At 56.5% G+C, this 18,950-nt stretch carries 16 protein-coding genes; 15 read left to right on the forward strand and 1 reads right to left on the reverse strand.

Going from position 1 to position 18,950, the window contains the following annotated elements; all coding sequences use genetic code 11:
- Positions 1–68: 68 nt before the first annotated feature.
- Positions 69–1,094 carry a LacI family DNA-binding transcriptional regulator gene (locus BLR08_RS11675; protein ID WP_072329337.1) on the reverse strand — a complete coding sequence of 342 codons (1,026 nt, stop codon included), beginning with the start codon at positions 1,092–1,094 and terminating at the stop codon, positions 69–71.
- A gap of 468 nt (positions 1,095–1,562) precedes the next feature.
- On the opposite strand from BLR08_RS11675, the gene BLR08_RS11680 reads away from it, so the two are divergent.
- From BLR08_RS11680 to BLR08_RS11750, 15 genes are all read left to right on the forward strand, one after another.
- Positions 1,563–2,879, forward strand: a complete 1,317-nt coding sequence (locus BLR08_RS11680; protein WP_072329336.1) for a sugar ABC transporter substrate-binding protein — start codon at positions 1,563–1,565, stop codon at positions 2,877–2,879.
- An 81-nt stretch (positions 2,880–2,960) separates the two neighbouring features.
- Positions 2,961–4,319, forward strand: coding sequence for a carbohydrate ABC transporter permease (locus tag BLR08_RS11685; protein ID WP_072329335.1), 1,359 nt, complete (start codon positions 2,961–2,963; stop codon positions 4,317–4,319).
- Complete coding sequence (locus BLR08_RS11690) at positions 4,316–5,164, forward strand: sugar ABC transporter permease (RefSeq protein WP_176835495.1); 849 nt, start codon at positions 4,316–4,318, stop codon at positions 5,162–5,164. The genes BLR08_RS11685 and BLR08_RS11690 overlap by 4 nt, the downstream gene beginning before the upstream one ends.
- 389 nt (positions 5,165–5,553) lie before the next feature.
- Positions 5,554–7,614, forward strand: coding sequence for a methyl-accepting chemotaxis protein (locus BLR08_RS11695; RefSeq protein ID WP_072329334.1), 2,061 nt, complete (start codon positions 5,554–5,556; stop codon positions 7,612–7,614).
- A 35-nt stretch (positions 7,615–7,649) separates the two neighbouring features.
- Complete coding sequence (locus tag BLR08_RS11700) at positions 7,650–8,300, forward strand: response regulator (RefSeq protein ID WP_072329333.1); 651 nt, start codon at positions 7,650–7,652, stop codon at positions 8,298–8,300.
- A gap of 306 nt (positions 8,301–8,606) precedes the next feature.
- A complete protein-coding gene (locus BLR08_RS11705; protein ID WP_072329332.1) occupies positions 8,607–9,662 on the forward strand; it encodes a cysteine peptidase family C39 domain-containing protein in 1,056 nt (351 codons plus the stop codon).
- Complete coding sequence (locus BLR08_RS11710) at positions 9,659–10,855, forward strand: acyl-CoA dehydrogenase family protein (RefSeq protein WP_072329331.1); 1,197 nt, start codon at positions 9,659–9,661, stop codon at positions 10,853–10,855. Before BLR08_RS11705 ends, BLR08_RS11710 begins: the two co-directional genes overlap by 4 nt.
- A 24-nt stretch (positions 10,856–10,879) precedes the next feature.
- Positions 10,880–11,140 (forward strand): acyl carrier protein, encoded by a 261-nt coding sequence (locus tag BLR08_RS11715; protein WP_072329330.1) that lies wholly within the window; start codon positions 10,880–10,882, stop codon positions 11,138–11,140.
- 12 nt (positions 11,141–11,152) lie between these two features.
- A complete protein-coding gene (locus tag BLR08_RS11720; protein ID WP_072329329.1) occupies positions 11,153–12,163 on the forward strand; it encodes an ABC transporter ATP-binding protein in 1,011 nt (336 codons plus the stop codon).
- Positions 12,138–12,926, forward strand: coding sequence for an ABC transporter permease (locus tag BLR08_RS11725; protein WP_072329328.1), 789 nt, complete (start codon positions 12,138–12,140; stop codon positions 12,924–12,926). Before BLR08_RS11720 ends, BLR08_RS11725 begins: the two co-directional genes overlap by 26 nt.
- Positions 12,927–12,931: 5 nt before the next feature.
- Positions 12,932–13,762 (forward strand): ABC transporter permease, encoded by an 831-nt coding sequence (locus BLR08_RS11730; RefSeq protein ID WP_218131564.1) that lies wholly within the window; start codon positions 12,932–12,934, stop codon positions 13,760–13,762.
- 28 nt (positions 13,763–13,790) lie between these two features.
- A complete protein-coding gene (locus BLR08_RS11735; protein WP_072329327.1) occupies positions 13,791–15,377 on the forward strand; it encodes a bifunctional metallophosphatase/5'-nucleotidase in 1,587 nt (528 codons plus the stop codon).
- Positions 15,378–15,401: 24 nt separating this feature from the next.
- Positions 15,402–16,523: a nucleotidyltransferase family protein gene (locus tag BLR08_RS11740; RefSeq protein WP_072329326.1), complete on the forward strand. Its 1,122-nt coding sequence runs from the start codon at positions 15,402–15,404 to the stop codon at positions 16,521–16,523.
- 51 nt (positions 16,524–16,574) lie between these two features.
- Positions 16,575–17,288 (forward strand): dTMP kinase, encoded by a 714-nt coding sequence (locus BLR08_RS11745; RefSeq protein ID WP_176835496.1) that lies wholly within the window; start codon positions 16,575–16,577, stop codon positions 17,286–17,288.
- Complete coding sequence (locus BLR08_RS11750) at positions 17,272–18,849, forward strand: ATP-grasp domain-containing protein (protein ID WP_072329324.1); 1,578 nt, start codon at positions 17,272–17,274, stop codon at positions 18,847–18,849. Before BLR08_RS11745 ends, BLR08_RS11750 begins: the two co-directional genes overlap by 17 nt.
- Positions 18,850–18,950: the final 101 nt, after the last annotated feature.

Raw genomic sequence — 18,950 nt, forward strand, 5'->3', positions numbered from 1 at the left:
AGGGGAGCGGGCTTGCCGAAGGCACAGCGGCAGCCCGTATCAGTCTTTCGTTGCGGGACAAGACATCTTTACGAAGGAGCCGTATACAAGGACGACTCCCGCAATACCAAGCGATGAGGAATAACGATTCGGTTGTGATGAATGGACTCGCCCTTGACAAAACGAATCAGCGTCTGGGACGCGGTATAGCCAAGCTGGTAAATTCCGATATCGACCGAGCTGATCGGCGGGGAGGAGAGCTCGGACATCGGAATATTGTTAAAGCCGATGACAGCAAGATCCCTCGGCACTTTATAGCCAAGCTCCGTTAGTCCGTGAAGCACGCCGAAAGCGACCAGATCGTCCATGACAACGAGAGCCGTAGGCCTGTCGGGCAGAGCCATGAAAAACGACATCGCCCGGTAGCCGCTTTCTTGCAGAAAGTCCCCTTCCACAATCCACTCGTTATGAAATTCAAGTCCGGCATCGTCAATGGCCTTCTTGTAGCCCGCGAGCCGGTCCCGCGATACGATCAGGTTAGGAGGACCGCTTACGAAGCCAATCCGCCTATGCCCTTGGGCGATCAGATGCTTGGCGACATCATAGGAAGCCTGCACATTATCATTATCGACCGACAGGATATCGGGATGATCTTCGCTTCGTCCGATCAAGACGAAAGGAAAGTTCTGTTCTTTAAGAAAATCAATGACAGGATCGGAATTTCGCGAATAAAGCAGGATGACGCCATCGACCCGCCGGCCCCTGACCAGCTTCGTAACGGCCTCGATCTCTTCGCGCTCGCTAATGCCGGTCGTCATCATCAGATCGTACCCGGAGCGAGTAGCCTGAGAGATGACCCCGCGGACGACCTCGGAAAAAAACTGGTTCAGAAACAGCTCCTCCGCCGAGCGGGGAAGCAGCAGACCGAGTGTTTGCGTCGTCTTGGACACCAGGCTTTTGGCCATAGCGTTCGGATGGTAGCCGAGCTCCTCCATGATTTCCTTCACCTTCTGAACGGTAGCCGGGCTGATGCGGGAATGACCGGACAGCACGCGGGAGACAGTAGAAGGGGAAACGCCGGCCTTTTTGGCAACATCAATGATGGTTACGTTCATGCGATATTCCTCCGGCATTTATAGTCAGGTAGCGATTTGTGCAAACGCTTTTCTTAAATAGGAGAGCAATCCAGTAAAAGGTTTATCGTAATCTATATTAGCGTACCCTGCTCTCAAATGTAAACAGTTGCAAGGGAAATAAGAATGGAACAGACTGGAAACCTGGTTTGTAAAAATAGCGAAATAATTAGAAATATGGAGATAAATAGAGATAATGGGCAGAAATAATTGGAAATTATGCAAAAAAGATGTGCGCAAACGTTTTTACAAAATATAGGTCATCATGTATGATGATTTGGGAATGAAGCGTTTCCAGTGGGTGGAATGTTAAATCTTATGCGATAAACGACGGATGAGATCAATGGGGCGGCCCTTTTTTTTCAGAAGTTGAGCAAACGTTTGCGCATTCTCCCGTTCCGAGCGCTGATAGCTGGATAAACCAAGCATTGAAAGGGGTATGGTTCAAAAATGAAAAAAAACAAAGCATTATCGTTGGTTGCCGCTTTATCGATGGCATTCTCTATCGCCGCTTGCTCGCAGGGAACCCAGACAGGAGGAGGCTCCGATCCGCAGCCGGTAGAGACGCCTTCCGCGACGAAGCCTGGGGAAACGCAGCCATCCGGAGCCGATGACAAGGGGATCAAGCCTGAGCCTGGCGCCAAGCTGATGATTTGGGAAGGAGCCAAGGAGCGTCCCTATACGGAGGAGATTGTGAAGCGCTTCAAGGAAGTCTATAACGTGGAAGTGACGATCGACGAGGTAGGGCCTCCTGATCAGGTCGGCAGACTGACCAATGACGGACCGGCCGGCATCGGGGCGGACGTTGTCGTCATGCCGCACAATCACTTGGGCAGAGCGGTGGCTGCCGGTCTGCTGCTCCCCAACGATATTTTCGGAGAGACGGTCAAGAAAGAAAACACGGAGAGCTCGATTATTGCCGCGACTAGCGGAGACAGGCTGTACGCCTATCCGAGGTCCTCGGAGACGATCGCGCTCTATTACAACAAAAGCCTGGTCAAGGAGGCCCCCAAAACATTCGAGGATGTTATCAAGGCCGGGAAGCCGCTAACGGACAAAAGTAAAAATAAATACGGGCTCATCTTTGAGAGCGGTAACTTCTATGTCGCCTATCCCTTCTTTGCAGGAGGTTATGTCTACGGCAAAAACGGCACCGACAAAAACGATGTCGGCTTGAACACCGATGACGCTGCTGCGGGCATGAAGGTTTTTGCCGAGCTGAAGAATGCGGTGCTGCCGATCAATACGGGCGACGTGAACGCGGATATTCAGCGCTCGCTCTTTACAAGCGGCGATGCGGCGATGAGCATCACCGGGCCTTGGGAGCTGGGCGTCTACAAGGAGGCGCTGGGCGACAAGCTGGGCATCGCGCCGATCCCGGCCATTAACGGCAAGCCGGCCGTTACCTTCTCCGGAGTTCAGGAGCTGGCGGTCAACGCTTATACGAAGTACCCGAACGCGGCAAAGCTGTTCGCGCGCTTTGCCACCAGCAAGGAATCCCAGCTGCTCCTGCACAAAATGATCGGCTCCGTACCGACGAACAACGAAGCCCAGAAAGATCAGCAGATCAAAAACGACCCGCTCATCGCCGCTTTCGTAGAGCAATCGGTACACTCGGTTCCGATGCCTTCGATTCCGGAGATGGAAAACGTGTGGAATCCGGTAGGCGCAGCGCTTAGCGACATCTGGAACTCGGGCAAGGATCCCAAAACTTCGCTCGACAATGCCGTGAAGCAGATCAAGGATGCGAATAACGGAAAGCAATAACGAAAAAAGCGAATGCGTCTCACCCTCCGCATAGCCGGAGGGTGAGACGATCATTGGCAGGAGAGGGGGAGAGGACGGGAAATGGGGCAGCTTCGCACAACCGTTGACATTGCAGGCGGCAAACAACCGCCCAAGCATGGGCTCATCGCAGCAGTCCTTTCAGCTATGGCCTGCGGCCTTGGGCAATTGTACAATCGCCAATACATAAAGGGAGTGCTCCTGCTCGCGCTGGAGGCTGCCGGTCTGATCTACTTGATCGACAACCTGGGCAGAGCTGTCTGGGGGCTGATTACCCTGGGAGAAACGCCGACCAAGCAGATCAAGGTGGGGGAGGTTTTCCAGAACGTACCGGGGGACCATTCGATTTTTCTGATGATTAACGGTCTGATAACCGTGTTTGCTTTCCTGCTCTTTATAGCAGCCTATATCGTGAACGTCAAGGATGCTTATCTGATCGGCAAACAGCGTGAGGAAGGGATTGTGCCCAACAGATTCGTCTTGACGTTAAAATATTTATCGGACAAAAAATTCGCACAATTGTTTCTGCTGCTTCCGGCTATAGGCATCTTGTTCTTCACGGTGCTGCCGATTGTGTTCATGGTGCTGCTGGCGTTCACGAATTTTTCGTCTCCCGACCATGTGCCCCCGGCCAAGCTGGTCAACTGGGTCGGATTCCAGACCTTCAAGGATCTGCTGCTGCTTAAGACATGGAGCGGGACCTTCTTCGGCGTTCTGAAATGGACGATTATCTGGGCAGTATCGGCAACGGTTACGACGTATTTCGGAGGCTTCCTGGTGGCGCTGCTCGTTCAGCAGAAGGACATCCGCTTCAAAGGGTTCTGGAGGACGATACTGATTATTCCTTACGCGATCCCCGCATTGATTTCCCTGCTTATGATGAGGAATATGTTCAATGCGCAGTTCGGACCGATCAATCAGTATCTGGGCAGCCTGGGAATCTACCAGCCCCAATGGCTGACAGATCCGACGTGGGCGAAAATTACGGTAGTTCTCGTCAACATGTGGATCGGCATCCCGGTGTCGATGATCCTCATCATGGGCGTACTCACGACCATATCGAAGGATTTGTACGAAGCTGCGGAGGTGGACGGCGCATCGGCCTTCCAAAAATTCCGGATCGTGACGCTGCCGCTTGTCCTGTTTACTACCGCTCCGGTGCTGATCGGCCAGTTTGCGGGCAACTTTAATAACTTTAACGCGATCTTCCTCCTTACGGGAGGCGGGCCGACAGTCGGCGGCTATCAATTTGCGGGTGCGACGGATCTGCTGGTAACCTGGCTGTTCAATCTTACGCTTAGCCAATTGAAATATAATATCGCTTCCGCCATCGGCATTATCGTATTTTTTATCGTCGCATCGTTCTCGATCTGGAATTTCAGCCGTTCCCGTTCGTTCCGAGAGGAGGACATGATCCAATGATAGGCCGAAGCTTGCGCAATAGAATACGACTAACCTTGAGCTACGTCACGCTGATCCTGTTATCCGTATGCAGCCTGTACCCGGCGCTGTGGATTATTCTGGGCTCCTTCCGTCCCGGGAAATCCCTTTACAGCAAAACGCTGTTCCCGGAGAGCTATACGCTCGACAACTACAAAGCATTGTTCACCTCCAAAAGCTTTCTGTTCGGGCCATGGTACATGAACACGCTGAAAATTGCGGTGATCTCGATGATCCTGGGTACGCTGCTGGCGCTGCTGTGCGGATATGCGGTGTCCCGGTACCGCTTCAAGATGCGCAAAACCGCCTTGTCAACCATTCTCGTGCTCAATATGTTTCCCGGCTTCCTGAGCCTGATCGCGATCTTCATTCTCCTGAAGGAAATGAACCTGCTGAATACGCATATGGCCGTTATTCTGGTCTATGCCGCCGGGGCCCCGCTGTTGTCGACCCTGCTGGTCAAGGGCTTCTTCGATGCCGTGCCGCGAAGCCTGGATGAGGCCGCCCGGATCGACGGGGCAAGCAATCTGACGATATTCGCTCGGATTATGCTGCCGCTGTCCAAGCCGCTGATCACTTACGTGGCCCTCACGACGTTCGTCGGTCCCTGGGTTGACTACATTTTTGCCGCGCTCGTGCTTCGCTCCCGGGATAAATGGACGCTCGCAGTCGGGCTCTTCGATCAGGTTGCCCGCTCCAACCAGTCGACGAATTTCACCTTATTCGCCGCAGCCTCCGTGCTGATCGCCCTGCCGATCACGATTTTGTTTATTTTCCTGCAGCGCTTCCTCGTTGAGGGTCTGACAGCGGGAGCCAGCAAGGGATGAGTGCATCCCGCCGCAGCGCTTGTTTTCTTCTCATTCTCGGGGGCGGCGATTCTCCGCCCTCTGGGGCAGGGGCACGTCCTCGGCTGCCGCAGAAACCTACCCGCCCTCCGCATCTCTGCTTGAGATGAAAGAAAAGCTCCCGGTTTATGCACAGCGGCCCGAACGGAACGGGCGGATTTTACTGTCTACGGAGGATTCCGCCCGGATCGAAGCGGGAATACTGTCGTTTCCGGCCTGCAGCTCGGCCGTTCTGCAATAAGCGTACCGCCTCCGGTCGGAGTGCGAATCACGCTCTCATAACATGGAACCGCCTAGGTGCAATCTCACGTCATCGGCCGAGATTGTGCTTTTTGTTCAACACAGAAACTACCAATCAGGAGGCCATCCCGTTGAACGCAAACTTCAAAGCCCGGCTTCAAAGCCCGCTTCAATCCGTAGGAGGAAAGCTGTTTCTTCTGCTGTTCGTCACAACGGCCGGCCTCACGGCCGCGCTTGGCTGGGTCTCCTATACCGTGGCCAAAGGACTGATCATCGACCAGGTGGCCGGTGCTTCCTCGCAAACGATTGTGCAGGCGGCAGACAAGCTCGATTTTTTATTTGCCCAATATGAATCCTTGTCCAGACAGCTGCTTGTCGATCAGGAGCTGAAGGAGGACCTGCAACTGGTGAGCAGGCCGGATGCGGATTATGGTCTAAAGAGCCAAGCGGAGAATCGGATCCGCCGGAAGTTGGATGCGATCGTCAGCTCGGACAGGAGGCTGCTGCGCGTCATGCTCATTCCAAGGACGCTGGACATCGCGCAGACGTACCGGACGTCCGGAAGCAGCTCGATTCTGATCAACGAAGCCAATGCGGGAACGCTGAAAGCCATCATCGAGGCCGATGGGGATATTCGCTGGCTGCCTGTTCAGAAGAAGGGGTTGTACACGCTGAATGCCGAGCCTACTTTGACGATGGGGAGGCTGCTCAAAAATGCTCAACGTCCGGAGGCCGAATACATCCTCACTCTGGAGATCAAGAGCCAGGCGCTTACCGACATTTTATCGAATGTCAGACTGGGGCAAACGGGGGAAATATCGCTGGTGACTGGCGATGGAAAAGTAGTCTACGCGGCGGAGACGGCGGCGCTGGAGCAGGTATCCGACATTTTGGGCCGGCGAGGCGACCAGGAGGAGGGGGCTTTCAATTCCCGGGAGGAGGACGGCGTGGAGCGCCTTGTTGTCCACAAGCGGCTGCAGACGGCCAAGTGGCAGCTGGCCGGCCGTACCCCCGTAAGCGATTTCGTTCAGGATACGGACAAGCTGCTGACGATTACGGTGGCCATGACGCTGCTTGCGATCGTACTGGCCGCCGCTGTCGGCTATATCGTCGTAAGGCTTGTAGGCAAGCCGCTCACGCTGCTGTGCAGGCTGATGGAAGAGGGGGAGCGGGGCAATCTGACGGTACGCACCGACTTTCGTTCGCAAGACGAGATCGGAAGGCTTGGCCAAAGCTTCAACCGCATGATGCAGCAGATCCGGACGCTTGTCGAGCAGACGAATCGTTCCGCTCAAGAGGTGCTGCGTACGGCAGCCGAGCTCTCGGAGGTTTCCCAGAACACGGCATTGTCTGCACGTGAGATCGCAGCGGCGACAGGAGAGATCGCCCATGGAGCCGGCAGCACGGCGGCCGCAGCTGAGAAGGGCAGCCTGCTGACCGAACGGATCGGCCTGACGACGGCTGAAGTAGCCCTCTCCAATGGCCGGATGGGAGAGGCTTCCGGCCGTGTGCAGCAGGTCAGCGTTCAGGGGACCGCCTGCATGAACGTATTGGTCGAGAAAACGGATGAGAACGCCAGGCTGACCCATACGATCGTCGACAAGGTCGACCGGCTTAAGGCGAGCGCATCCTCCATGCGGCAAATTCTCGACGTCTTGAATAACCTGACGAAGCAAACCAATATTTTATCGTTGAACGCGGCCATCGAAGCTGCCCGCGCAGGGAGCGCCGGCAAGGGCTTCATGGTCGTCGCGGAAGAAATCCGCAAGCTGGCGGATCAGTCGAGGAACTCCATACAGGTTGTGTCCGGCATCACGGAGACCATCCGGCAAGAGATGGAGGAAACCGTCCGGTTTCTGCTGACGGCCAATCCGATGTTCGAGGATCAGCGGAACGCGGTGAAGGAAGCGGCGGCCATCTTCGGTCAGGTAATGGAAGAAACGACCCGGTACATGGAGCAGCTCGGGGCCTCCTCCGCTTCCGTCGAGCAATTGGTAGAGTCCCAGCACGAGCTGTCCGCTGCGATGGGCTGCGTGAGCTCGGTCGTCGAGGAGACGACGGCTTCGACGGAGGAGGTGGCCTCCCTTTCGGCAAGTCAGCTGGCCATTAGTGAAAGAATTGTGGGGTTGTCAGCAAGATTGGAGGACTTATCCGGGCAATTAAAGCTTTCACTCGTTACATTTCGTACCTGAATCGTATATACTCGGTTGCGAACAAAGGAGGAGCTATGATCAAAGTCGTTGTAGCAGATGCTCACCGGATCGTCAATGAGGGAGTCAAGCTTATCCTGGAGCGGGAGGCGGAGATTGAGGTAATTGGGGATGCGGCCGCCGCGCAAGAGCTGATCGAGCTGTGCGGCCGGCTGCAGCCCTGCATTGCGCTGGTAGACGCGTTCGTCCTGAAGGAAGGAGGCGGCGTAGAAGTTGTCAGACAGTTGCGCACCAAGCATCCGGCCACGAAAATCATCATCTTCACCAGCTGCACGGACGCGGGCTGCATGCTGCAGGCGATCCAAAGCGGGGCAAGCGGATATATCCTGAAGGACATCCATCCCCGGGAATTGGTGCTGACGATCAAAAGCGTGGCGGCGGGGCTAAGCATTATGGATAAGCAGGCCATGCGCAGCTTCACGGAGCAGGCAGGCATTAGCCTTGCTGCCGTCTATGAGCGTCAGATCTCGCCTGACCCGGGGCTAACCGACCGGGAGGTCAGCATCATCCGGCATATCGTGGAGGGGATGGAAAATCGCGAGATTGCGCGCAGTCTTTTCATGTCGGAGGGGACGATTAAAAATACGGTATCCGGCATTCTTAGAAAGCTCGACCTGCGCGACCGCATCCAGCTGGTGGTGTTTGCCATTCGCAACGGGTTGGCATAAATACGGGACTCATCACCCATGAACGACAGGCAGGCCCTGGTGATCATGGGTTTTTCTACCGCTAAAACAAGAATGTATCTTCCTCGAAGAGGCTCCGATCAGGAGCTTTTCTTAATTTTCGGCGGACGGTACTGAAAAAAGGAAGCGCGGCCAATTCCGTATATCCGCGCTTCCTTTTTTCATAGCTGCCTAGCTGACTGTTTCATGACGCAGGGCATCTGGCACGGAGCGATCAGGGTAAGGCATACTTGTGGTAGCAAGTGGAAATAGCGACTAGATAAGTAATTTTACCAAGGGGGGCTCTGCGTGACGAAAGTACAATTGTCCATCAGCATACCGCCAGTGAAGTGCTGGCAGTTCTCGGCCTTTCCGCTTGCCGTGATCGGGCCGGATGAGCGGAGCTGGGGCTGGATCTACAGCAATTACATCCAGGTCAGCATTCATGAGCGCTTCGCAACGGCGCCGGTACCCTTCGGCTTCTACGAGTATGATTATGCCTGCAACCCGCTGCTTTCGGTGCAGCGCATGGACAGGGACCTGTTCCCTCTCTTCCACAGAGGAATCGTAGATTTCGTGAAGGATTGCATCGGCCAAGGCTACTCGGTCTATCTTAATCTGAACGAGTACCATGTCCCCAGCCGCATGCATTACGGCGTGCGCAATTATTCGCATGACGTGCTTGTGTACGGCTACGACGAGGAGCAGAGCATATTCGATCTGCTCGGGTACAATGAAAGGCTGATGTTCGGAAGCTCGGCGATCAGCTTCACCGAGTTCGAGCAGGCCTATGCCAGTCTGGATACGTTTCCCAATACGTGCCGGCAGATTTTCCTGTACCGGCTCAATGAACGGGCCAGCTATTCCTTCAACATCGACCTTGTTGTGGAAAGTCTGGAGGACTATCTGTATTCGCGCAATACGGCGCTGAAATACCGGCTGCTCGCCGAGCCGGAGGACGATCTGATCTTCGGGCTCGATTCGTATCCGATCCTGCAGCAGTTTGTGGAAGCGCAGAGTTCCAATACGAATCCGTGGGTGGATATGCGCTATCTGCATATGCTTTGGGAGCATAAGCATCTGATGGTCTCGAGGATCGCTTACATGACGAAGAGGGGATTTCTCGCTGAAGCTGGCGGGCTCCCGGGCAGATTCGCACAGCTCGAGAAGACGGCGGAGGCGGCCCGCAACAGCTTCATCAAGTTCTCGCGCTCGCGCAAGCCCGCACACTTGACTTCGATTATTGGAACGCTGGAGCGGATGCGGGCGGAGGAGCGGCAGCTGTATGACGAGCTGCTGGCGGCGATCCGGCTGCGGCCGGACCTGTCCGGCGAAGCGGCGGAGCAGAGAGGAGTGGCCGGATGAGCATATCGGCGGCAGTTCAAGATTGGCGGGAAATCGCAGGCGAGATGAAGCTGATCCTGGCGGAACGTGCGGCGCATGCCGACGCGGCAGCCCGATTTCCCCACGAAAATTTTACAGATCTGGCTCGGAAGGGGCTTCATACACTTACGCTGCGGGAAGGGTACGGAGGCCAAAACATCGGCTTCGAGCAGACGTTCGAGCTGATCGCGGAGCTGGCAGCGGGCTGCGGCTCCACGGCGCTATGTCTGGCGATGCACTATTATACGCTGGCGGGACTCGGGGCCATGACGGATAATGCCATGCTGGAGGATGTATTCCGGGATATTCAGCGCAACGGCGAATACATGTCGTCGTTCAATCAGCCGAATGCTATGCTTCTGACGGCCCGGGTAGCGCCGAAGGACATGGTCAAGATCGAGATCCGGCGGACGGAAGGCGGTTATATCGTCAACGGCCGGAAAGCGTTCGTCTCCGGCTGCGAACGGTTCAAATATCTGCCCATATACGGCTACCAGGAGGATACGGGTACGAGACTCGGCATGACGGCATTGATGGTCACGCGGGAAGATCCGGGCGTTAGGATCGATGAGGCATGGCGTTCTGCGGCGATGAAGGGGACGAAGAGTCATCACGTCACCCTGGATGAAGTGTTCGTCCCGGCAGACAGGCTGATCGGCCGGGAAGGGCATGCCATCGAGGATACGAACGAGCTTTCCCACTGGTCGAGGCTGGCAATCTCCTCGGTCTACCAGGGCATCGCGCAAGCGGCCTTCGATCATATCGTGTCTGTCCTGGGCAAGAAACGGGATATGTACTCACAGACCCCGCTCGCCTTCATGCCGGGCTCCCAGTTCACGCTTGCGGACATGCGCATCAAGCTGGAAACGGCTGCGAATCAGCTCAGGGTGTTCGCTAGAAGAGCAGACAGGGAGCGAGAGCAGGGCAGATTCACGGATGACTTGTTTCAGCAGTCGCTCATAACGAAATATTACGTGACCCATATGGCCAATGAGATCGTCTGGCAGGCGATGCAGCTCGAAGGAATGAGCGCCTTAAATGAAGGCGAGCTGCTGGAGCGGCTCTACCGGGATGTGAGAGCGGCGACCTATCATCAGCCGGGGGATGACCTGCTGAAGGAGCTGCTGGCCAAAAAAACGCTCGGCGTCGTATCGGTCAAAAACAGATGGTGCTGAAGCTTATGAGGAGAGATGACGAGGATGGAGATTCGCCTGCAAGTAAAGGAAATCGTAGCGGATACTTTGAAGCTGGGGGATGAGCGCCAGGAAAGCTTGTCGGACGATCACCCGCTGACTGCCGAGGGGATGGATTCGATTAACTGCGTCGATATGGTGCTCAGGCTAGAAGAACAGTTTGACGTCGTATTCGGCGATGAGGAGCTGCTGCTGGACAACTTGAACACGATTGGCAAATTAAGCTCGATCATCGAACAGAAGCTCGGCCTGCAGCAGCCGGTCTAGGAGGGGCTGGAAATGGCATTTATCGAGGTCAAGGAACTGGTCAAGGAATATGAGATCAGCGTTAGGAAGAAGGGCTTGCTCGGCTCCATCAGCAGTCTGCTTATGCCGGAGTATGTCAAGAAGCGGGCCGTCGATTCGATCGGCTTCTCGATTGCCAAGGGCGAGACGGTCGGGTTTATCGGACCGAACGGAGCAGGCAAGTCCACGACGGTCAAGATGCTGACGGGCATTCTGGTGCCCACGTCGGGCACGATCTCGATCGGCGGGCTTTCCCCGCATAGGGACCGCAAGCTGAATGCCCGGCGGATCGGCGTCGTCTTCGGTCAGCGGACGCAGCTATGGTGGGATTTGCCGGTGGCCGACACCTTCGACCTGCTGCGGTACGTGTACCGGATACCGGAGCAGCGCTACAAGCGCAATATGGAGCTGTTCGGCGAGCTGCTCGGCCTGCAGGAGTTCATCCGGCAGCCGGTCAGACAGCTCAGCCTCGGGCAAAAAATGCGTGCGGACATTGCAGCCGCTATGCTGCACGACCCCGAGATCATTTTCTTCGACGAGCCGACGATCGGTCTGGATGTAGTCGCCAAGGAGAATATCCGTACCTTCATCCGGCAGATGAACAAGGAGAAGGGAACGACGATGCTGTTCACCACGCATGATATGGTCGACATCGAGAAGACTTGCGAGCGGATGATCATTATCGACAAGGGGCTTAAGATTTATGACGGTACGGTGGAGGAGATTAAGGACCACTATGGCAAGGAGCGCACGCTTTCCGTTGAATTTGCCGAACCTGTCGGTCAGGTGTTCATCCCCGGCGTCGAGCTGATCGAGGACAAGGGGACGAAGAAGCGGTTCCGGTTTTCCCGGGAAGACATCCAGGCGTCCGCTATCCTGCAAATTCTGATGCAGAAGTACCCGATACTTGATTTCACGGTGCAGGAGCCCGATATCGACGGCATCATCCGGGAGATTTACCAAGGGGGGATCAGCCTCGATGAGAGTTTACCTGGAGTTTGCTAAGAAGTCGTTTCAGAACAGCATCGTGTACCGGGTTGATTTTCTGGCGGGCGTGCTGAATGCGATCGTGATGATCTTCGTCAATATTGCAATCTGGCGGGCGATCTATGAGGAAGGGGATATGCTGGAGGGCGTTCAGTTCAAAATTCTCGTCACGTACGTAGTGCTGTCGTTTCTCCTTCAGCTCGTCTATGTGATGGATGAATATTTCATCGAGGCGAAGATCCGCAGCGGGCTCATATCGTCCGACTTGCTTAAGCCGATCAACTTCAGGCTCTATGTGTTTTTCTACAATCTGGGCTCGGCAGCGTTCCGGGTCGTCATGCAGTTTGCGCCTGTGCTGGCGGTCTCGATTGTCGTATTCAAGCTGCTGCCTCCGTTCTCCGGGATGATGCTGGCTTATTTTCTGCTTAGTGCGGCGCTTGGCTTTCTCGTGCTGTACAATTTGAACTTTATCGTCTGGGTCAGTTCATTCTGGTTTTACTGGACCTTCAGTCTTGTCACGATCAAGGATGCGGCGGTCATGATCTTCTCGGGCGCTTTGGTGCCGATCTGGCTCATGCCCCAGCAGCTCGTACGGTTTATCGAGATGACGCCTTTCGATTCGATCTTCTATATCCCGATCCGCATCTATCTGGGCATGGTGCCGGAGGATCAGATCCTCATGAGTATGCTGCGCCAAAGCGTATGGGTGGCCGTGCTGTTCGGAGCGGGGCAGTTGCTGTGGACGTTCGCCCAAAAACGACTGGTCGTACAAGGAGGCTGACAATTGTGGGAGGATATTCGGCGGCTGAGCTGGCCGGGCTGTTCCTTCGCTATGCGAAGCTGAACCTGAAAACGACGCTGGAATACAAGCTGGACCGCTCGTTTCTCGCCTTCGCCATCTTCTGCAGGGAGATGATCAGCGTTATCGTGATGCTGCTGATATTGGCCAGGTTTCTGCACATTCGAGGCTGGGAAATGAATGAGCTGTTCTTTCTGTACAGCTTCCTGTTTTTATCCTACAGTCTGTTCGTTTTTTTATTTGCCGGCGTTCGCGATTTCGACGGGATGGTGCACTCCGGGGAGTTCGACCGGTTCCTGATCCGACCGCTTGGTCTCTTGTTCCAGACGGTCGCTTCGAAGATCGATCTGCCGGCCACGCTTGGACACGGCGTCGTAGGCGTGATTCTGTTTATGAAGACGGCGTTCTCGGTGGGCATTGTGTGGGATGCGGCTAACATTTTCTATTATGTAACGGCGCTAGCCGGAGGAGCGATGATTCAAGCCTCGATCTTCATGCTGTCGGCCTGCTTCAGCTTCTGGACGATCAAGACGGAGAATTTGCGCAATCTGATATTTTTCAATGCGCGCCGAATTGCCGGTTATCCGATCAGCTTTTATCCGGGGCTCATTCAGAAGATGCTGATCTTTCTCGTGCCTTTTTCGTTCGTCAGTTATTTTCCGGCGCAGTTTTTCCTGAGAAAGGACGATCTGCAGCTGTATGGGGGCGGCTACTTGTATGTGACCCCGCTTGTCGGGCTGGCGATGTTTCTGTTGGTGTACCGGCTGTGGAAGCGGGGCGTGCGCAGCTATACGAGCTCGGGCAATTCCATGTATTAATACCGAATCAGGAGAGAGGAACCTTGCTTTGAAAAAGTACACGACGTTACTTGTGCTGGGCGTTCTGCTGCTGGGGGCGGCTGCTTATGCGGTGGCGACCCGGGTCGATTTCAACCGGGTGCTGCTGGCGGCGGGCTATTACGAGCAGCGGATTACGATCATCAATACGGCGGATCTGCACGGCCATATTACGTTTAAGGAGTATGATACCGGAGGGCTTCTGCCGGGGACGGAGCAGCCTCCCGAAATGGGGATGGCTCTGATCAAAGGAATCGCCGATGAGATCCGGAGGGATAACCCCCATACGCTTATGCTGGATGGCGGCGATATGTTCCACGGTACGCCGGAGGCGGCGGTGAATGAGGGGGAAGGCATCCTGGAGATTGCCAATCTGATGGGCTACGATGCGCTGACAGCCGGCAATCATGAGTTCGACTGGGGCTGGGAGCGTACGATGGAGCTTAAGGACAAGCTCAACTTTCCGATGCTGAGCGCCAATATTACGAAGGGCGGGCAGCCGGTCTTCGAGGCTTACCGGATCTTCGAGGTCGGCGGCAAGCGGATCGGCGTATTCGGGCTGACGACGGCCCAGTTCCTCCAGGATCTTCAGGTGCACGGCATCGGCGATGTCCGTTATGAAGACCCGCTGCCTGCCGCCCGGAAGGCTGTAGCCGAGCTGAGGGAGCAGCAGGTGGATTCGATCGTGCTGCTGTCCCATCTGGGCGACGATCTGGACCGTAATCTCATAGCGGCGAATATTAGCGGCATCGATCTGATCCTCAGCGCGCACGGCCATTTTCTGTATGAGAAGCCGCTTATCGCGAGCGGCGTCCCGGTCGTGGAGCCCGGCGGCTATTCAACGCATGTCGGCGTCGCCGATCTGTATTTCCGGCAGGGCAAGGTGGCCAAGGTCGCCTGGAGCGTCCGGAAGACGCTGGACCGGAAGAAAGAAGACCCTAAGATCGCGGAGATCGTGGGGCGTTATCACGCAATGGCGCTGGAGAACGGCAAGGAGGTCGTGGCCGTCTCGGAGTCTGGCTTGGACGGCATCCGCTCGCATGTGCGGACGAAGTCGACCAATCTGGGCAACCTGGTTGCCGACGCGATGAGGGTACGGGGAAATGCGGACCTTACGCTTTACAACAGCGGGGGGATCCGCGAGAGCATCCCCGGCGGCGATGTGACGTTGTATAAGCTCGATAACGTGCTGCCCTTCGTTAACAATCTGGTCACGGTCGAGCTGAAGGGCGAAGCGATCTACAAGGCGCTGGAGCACGGGATGATCAACTGGCCGAGCGGAGCGAGCAACGGCGGCTTCCTGCAGGTATCGGGCATCCGCTACGAGATCGACGGGTCAAAGCCCGCAGGCAAGCGGCTCTCAGGCGTCACTCGAAACGGACAGCCGCTGGATAAGAACGCCATGTATAAGGTGGCGGTCACCGACTTCCTGATCGCGGGAGGCGACGATCATGACGTGTTCAAGGACGCCAAGGTCGTGCAGCGGGGAGGGCTGCTTAGCCAAGAGGTCGCCGCTTACCTGAAGAGTCGGGGGGGCAGGCTGCCCGAGGAGCTGGAGGAAGAGCGGATCAAGATCGTCAACCAGCGTTATCAATAATTGAACTAATTGGAGGAATGCGAGATGACAATTACCCCCGAACAGCAGCTCGTACTGGAGCTGGCCCAATACAGAACCCCGAACAAAGAGAAGATTCTGGATTTGCTCGGCCGGAAGCTGGACCTGTCGGAAGTGCTCGGGCATATGACGTATAACCGGACGGCGGGCATCGCGTACCATGTGCTGCGCAAGATCAGCGCCCCGTTTTTTAACCGCGAATTCGAAATGGCGCTGTACCTGATTCATCAGATTCAGGCCTTGCGCACGAACTCGCACAAGCATGCGGTTGCCCGCATCGCCGAAGCGATGAATGACAGCGGTATTCCGCATGCGTTTCTCAAAGGCTCCATCCTGGCCAACTCCACGTATCCGGCCGGCTGCCGCATCTCCAGCGACATCGATATACTGCTGAATGCCGGGGATCTGACGGCTTGCGGAGATGTATTCCGGGAGCTTGGCTTCATTCAGGGCTTTCATGACGAGAATGAGAACGTGGTCGTTCCGGCTACACGCCGGGAGCTGGTGAACTACCGGATGAACTACGGCGAGGTCGTGCCGTTCCGCAAGGTTGTCGATGAGCCCGGGATCAATCTGATCGAGATCGATATCAACTTCTCGCTGGATTGGATGCCGCATGGCACCGAGCAGGCGGTCGACAACTTCATCCGGGAGTCGGAGGCGTACTTGTTTGCCGAGGGTCAGCGGGTCAGCTCGCTGCCGAAGGAATATTTCCTTGCCCACTTGTGCGTTCATCTGTACAAGGAGGCCCGGGTCATTACTTGGGTCGAGTGGCAGCGCGACTTGGGCTTGTATAAGTTCGTCGACATTTACGGCTTCCTGACCGATCCGCAGCTGGAGATCGACTGGGAGAGATTCGAGGAGGTCATCCACGCCAACAACATTGTGGAGGAATGCTACTACGCGCTCGAATACGCCCGGACGTTCTTCCCGGCGCTTGGCGATATCGAGGCCTTCGCCTCAGCGCTGGAGCGTATCCGCCCGGCGAATACGGATTATCTGGAACAGGTCATCGACGGCGCGGATTCCTCCATCGTTTACGCCTGGAAGGAAGATCTGCTTACCCGCTTCTTCGATCTGAAGCGTTACCGGAGTCTGGAGCGTCTGCCCAGCCTTCAGAAGATCTGACCGCCCGGAAATGCCATGAGAAGCGGGGCGGCTGGTTGCCGGGTAAAGGGAGTGCTGGTAGCTTATGAAGGAATCAGCGGCTCGGGCAAAAGCGAAAGCATGAAGCGGCTGCTGGCCCGTCTGGAAAGCGCAGGCTTGGAAGCGGTCCTGGTCGAATGGAATGCGAACCGGGCGATCCGCATGCTGGCTGCGGGACTGAACAGCGCGGGACTGCTTGGCCCGCGTGTCTACAGCCTGCTGCAGTGGCTCGGCTTCTTGCTCGACTACGCCTTGATCATAGCGCCCGCGCTGAGAAAGGATCGCATCGTCATCGCGGACAGGTATGTGCATACGGCGCTTACCCGCGATGCGACGAACGGGGCGGGCATCCGGCTCGGGAGCAGGCTTGCGCGGCTCGTCCGCCCTCCCGACCGGGTCGTCTTCCTGGACACGCCGCCCGAGCTGTGCTACGAACGGATCAGAGTCCGGGGCAAGCGGCTGTTCCACCCGAATAAACGGCTGCAGGGCGACGATCTGACTTACCTGCGAAGGATGCGGGAGGCGTATATCTGCCTGTTCGGCGGCTTGAAGCCGGAAGGCGGCATGCTGGCGGAAATCGGGGTCGAGGTCGTCAAGACCGAAGCGGCCTACTCCAGCGATAGTCCCGCCGAAGTTCGGGTGGAGCGGTTTGTGAAGGAACGGCTTGGGGCCGAAAGCGCCCTGTTCGGACCCATGGCGGTGAAAGCGAATAAGGAGAGTGGACGTGCAAATGGACGAACGATTTGACCTGATCCGATGCTTGACGACGCATAAACGCGAGCATGTACTGATCTGGCTGCTCAATATCGGAGCGGAGAAATATTGGCATCCGGTCCATGCCGGAGTCATCGACCGGACGGAAGACCGCATCGTCGCCAGAGTGGAGGAGATGAACCTGCTGCTATGCAGGGAGCAGGATATACTGATCGTCCGCGAGCGGCCGGACGAGGCTTATCTGGCCAAGCTGAGGGAATGGGGGTTCGAGGTTCCGCGCCGCATCCTGGTGCCCTTCGGGGCCGATGCGCCGCTGCCGATCTCCGAGCTGGTGCTGCAGGATGAGGAGCTGAAGCGGGAGCTGGCGGCTGCTGCGGCTGAGGCGGCGGCCGAGGTAAAGGCAAAGATGAAATCAGCAGGCGGCAGCGGGAGGACGGAGTCGGCGCCCGCAGGCGGCCGAGCCGGAGCTTCAGCGGTGGGGACGATAAAGGCGGGGGGCGGCGGGCCGGAGGATGCCGGCCTCCATCCGGTCGGCGTGTATTTTGTCCCCTATGCAGTAACCCGGCTGGAGGAGAGAATCGCCGAGGAATGCAGGCTCACGCTTGTCGGTGCCCCTGCTGCCGTAAGCGCCGCCGTGAACGATAAGATTGGCAGCCGCCGCATCGCCCAGTCGCTTGGCCTGCCCGTCAGCCAGGGCCGGGTATGCCTGAGCGCGGCGGAGATTCGCGACGAATACGAGCGGCTGACAGAGCGGGAGCGATTCGCGACGGTCATCGTGAAGGAGCCGCACGGCGCGTCCGGCAAAGGCTTGTACAAGGTTGACAGCCCGGAGAAGCTTGGCCTGCTGCTGAGCCGCCTGGCCCGGTTTTCTCGGGGCAGAGAGGACGCGCAGTGGCTGGTCGAGGGCTGGTACCGGGCGCAGGCGGATATCAGCCTCCAGCTCTATGTGTCGCCCCAAGGAGAGGCCAGAGTGTTCTCCATCAAGCGGCAGGTGCTGAGAGATACGGTCTATATCGGCTCGAGGGTGCCTGCCGAGCTGGATGAGTCCGCTTTGTCGGCCTACCGGAAGTACGGCGAGCTTATCGGCAGGCACTTATATGAAGAGTACGGTTACACGGGAGTGGCAGGCATTGATTCCATTATCACGGAGGAAGGGACGATTCTTCCCGTTATTGAGATCAATGGACGGTTCACGTTGTCCACGTATCTTTCATTTGTAGGGGATGTGCTGGGGGAAGTAAAGCTTTATGCGCGTTATTTCAAGCTGCTGACGCGGTCGCCGCACGATTATGCCCGTCTGTGTGCGGCAATGGAGCATGAAGGATTGCTGTATGACCGGGAGAGGGGCGAAGGGGTGTTGGTCTATACGTCAGGCACGCTGTCCTTGCCGGTTGCCGAGGGAGACGGGCCGGCAACGGCTTATGCCGGCCGCTTGTTTACACTAACGGCAGCACGGGACTGGTCAGGCGTGGATGCCTTGAGCGCCCGGCTGGAAGCGTTTGTGAACCGGCTTTGCTCCTCCTCGTCACCTCTGCAACAGGAAGCACGGGAAACGCCGGAGCCAGAAACGTCGGATCTGGAGTTAAATAATTGAAAATTGTTCACAAAATGTAAGCCTTCCTTTATAATGATGCTATTAGGCGCATTATGAAGCGGTTCGTCCGTCCGGTTTGCTTACAAGTGAAGGGCTATGCT

Source organism: Paenibacillus sp. cl123 (assembly GCF_900101595.1).
Classification (GTDB): domain Bacteria; phylum Bacillota; class Bacilli; order Paenibacillales; family NBRC-103111; genus Paenibacillus_G.